The 3080-nt window shown below is 66.7% G+C and carries 2 protein-coding genes; both read right to left on the bottom strand.

Annotated features, from left to right (window positions below; all coding sequences use genetic code 11):
- Positions 1–7 precede the first annotated feature (7 nt).
- A complete protein-coding gene (gene tcuA, locus B5520_RS22245; protein ID WP_079599236.1) occupies positions 8–1534 on the bottom strand; it encodes an FAD-dependent tricarballylate dehydrogenase TcuA in 1527 nt (508 codons plus the stop codon).
- Between the two features lie 16 nt (positions 1535–1550).
- A partial coding sequence (locus B5520_RS22240) for an aldehyde dehydrogenase (protein ID WP_217700368.1) occupies positions 1551–3080 on the bottom strand: 1530 nt, incomplete at its 5' end.

The raw sequence follows: 3080 nt of genomic DNA, 5'->3' as shown, positions 1-3080 counted from the left end.
AACCCGGTCATGCGGCGACTTCGTTCTTCTCGCTCCTGGCTTTGGCGGCAACCGCGGCGTTCGCGCCCGCGATGCGGCCGAAGACGGCACCCCGCATGAGGCCGGTTCCTGCACCGTAGTTGTGATAGAAGAATCCACCTGCGATTTCGCCCACGGCATACAGGTTGGCCATCACCTTCTGCTCCTGCGTGATCACCCTGGCCTGCTCGTCGACCCGGAGCCCGCCGTAGGTGAAGGTGACGCCGCAGGTCACCGGATAGCAGACGAAGGGACCCTGGTCGATCCGGCGGGCCCAGTTGCTCTTAGCGGGCTGCCCGGCGGGCTTCGCGGCGACACCGTCGAGCGAGAAGGGATCGGTTCGTCCTTCGGCATCGTCGGGGACGGCGGCGTTGAAGGCGTCGACCGTGTTCCGCAGCCCCTCCGCCGAGATGCTCAGCTTCTCGGCCAGCTCCTCGAGGGTGTCGGCGACGACCGGCTGCGACGTGCTGTAGCGCGGCTCCAGGAGATGCACCACCTTCTGGTCGAAGATCTGGTAAGCCTGCGCGCCGGGCTGAGCCCGGATGGCCCAACCGGTCTTTGCATAGGTCAGCCAGACCTCGGTCTCGCCCTCGTCGACGAAGCGTTCGCCCGCGTCGTTGACCAGTAGTGCGTAGGGGTAGGAGTAGCGGCTGAACTTGTCGGTGTACCGGAGATCGCCCATGGCTGGTGCGTCCTGGGAGAGGGGCACGGCGTGCGCGCCGCCCCAGTGCCCGGCGGGTTGAGCACCTGCATCGATCGACTTCCGCAGCATCTCGCCCATGTTGTATCTGGTACCGCGCACCTTCACGAGGTCCCAGCCGTCTCCGAGGTAGCGCAGACGCATCTCGGGGTTGGCCTCGAATCCGCCTGCGGCGAGTACCACCTGGCCATGGATGTCGAGGAACGAGTCTTCGAGACGCACCCGCACCCCCAGTACGGTGGCGCCTTCCGCGATCAGCTCGGAGGCGGGGGCGGAGTACCAGACATCGATGTCCGCGGCTTCGACGGCGGCGTAGAGCCGCTCGATCAGACCGATCCCCTCGTGCCGGGCGCGAATGGCCCCGCCCGGGGGCAGCTGGATCGTCGTCCCGTCAGGCTGCTTGTCGGGATCCATGAGCTTGTCCGCGGTCAGGTCCCATTCGACGCCGAGGTCGTGCATCCACTGCAGGGTCTCGAAGGAGCGATCGATGGTCGTGTCGACGAGGGCGGGGTCAGGCCGCCCGGCGGAGGTCCGCATCCAGTCTGCGCGGTAGGTCTCCGCTGTGTACGGCTCGGACTCGACCCGCCCGTACCAGCGCTCGTTGGAGGAGTGGAGGATCGGTTTCATGGCCTCCAAGCCATCGTGCGCCGCGCGGAAGATGCCGCCGGAGAATCGGGAGTTGCCGCCTCGTTCCTCCTCGGTCGCGGCTTCGAGCACGAGCACGCGGGCGCCGTTCTCGTGAGCCGAAAGCGCCGCAGTCAGAGCAGCATTGCCCCCGCCGACGACGATCACGTCGTAGTCTTCGTTTTTTGCCATGCTGATGGTCCTTTCCTCAGGTGCGGATCATGAAGGGGTCGCGAACCTCGTCGGAGGTGTCGATCATGATGTTTTTCGTAAACAGGTAGTCGTCGAGGGCCTCGATACCGCGCTCACGGCCGTAGCCGCTTCGCTTCGTGCCGCCGAACGGCGCCTGCGCGGCCGATGTGCGATAGGTGTTGACCCACACCACGCCGGCCTCGAGCTCGTCGGCCATGCGCAGTGCTCGATTGAGATCACGGGTCCAGACGCCGCCCGCCAGTCCCTGCTCGCTGTCGTTGGCCCGTTCGATCGCCTCGTCGTCGCTGTCGAATGGCATGATGCTCAGCACGGGCCCGAAAATTTCCTCCCGTGCGATCGTGCTGGCCGGGTCGACGTCGGCAATGACGGTGGGCTCGACGAAGAAGCCCTTCGGTGCACCGCTCACGTGCGCCGCGCCACCGCCGGTGACAACGCGACCGGCGGACCCGGCCGATTCCAGCAGGCGGGCGATGCGCTCGAACTGCGGTTCGTTCGCCACGGGCCCCATCTGGGTCGCGGGATCGCGAGGATCTCCGAGACGGATCGCGCGCGCCCGTTGTGCGACCGCGTCGATCACCTGCTCGTAGACCGGGCGTTCGACGAGCAAACGTGAGCCCGCGATGCAGGTCTGGCCGGCAGCCGCGAAGATGCCCGACACCGCGCCCGCGACGGCGCGTTCGAGATCGGCGTCGGCGAAGATGATGTTGGGCGATTTGCCGCCGAGTTCGAGGGTCACCGGCACGAAGCGAGCTGCAGCGTTCTCGGCGACTCGCCTGCCGGCCGGTCCGCCTCCCGTGAAGCTGATCTTGTCGACGCCAGGATGGCTGGTGAGCGCTTCGCCCACGACGCTGTCGCCGGTGACGACGTTGACGACTCCAGGAGGGAATCCGACCTCGAGCGCGAGCCGGCCGAGTTCGGTGGTGGTGACGGATGCGTGCTCGGATGGTTTGATGACGACCGTGTTGCCAGCAGCGAGAGCAGGCGGCAGCTTGTTGCCCAGCAGCGCGAGCGGGCTGTTCCACGCGGTGATCAAAGCGGCGACCCCGTAGGGGCGGCGAACCGTGTAATCGAGGATGCGGGGGTTATCCAACGGGATCGAGGATCCGAACAGCTTGTCCGCGGATCCGGCGAAGAAGTCCAGGTTGCGCGCCAGGAACTGCATCTGCGTGCGCGTCTCGCGGATGACCTTCCCGTTGTCCGTGCTCTCCCACTGCGCCAACTGCTCGGCATCGCGACGGATCGCCTCGCCCAGCGCTCTCATCAGGCGGCCCCGCTCCACGCCAGGCGTGCGGCCCCAGGACTTGGCGGCGGCTCGAGCGGCCCCGACGGCGGCGTCCACATCAGTTGCGGTGCCCGCGGGCACAGTGGCCCAGACCTCGGAGTCGAAGGGATTGACGGATTCGAATGTATCCCCGGACGAGGACCCGACGGCCGAGCCGTCGATAATCATGGATGCGGAGTAGGCCACAATGCCTTCCTTCTGTGTAGTCTGTCGACAGACTTCAAGGCTAGACGCATCGACATC

Origin of the sequence: Arthrobacter sp. P2b (genome assembly GCF_900168295.1) — a bacterium.
Classification (GTDB): Bacteria; Actinomycetota; Actinomycetes; order Actinomycetales; family Micrococcaceae; genus Arthrobacter.
The sequence above is the reverse complement of the archived record's forward strand: the minus strand, read 5'-3'. Positions and strand labels throughout refer to the sequence as shown.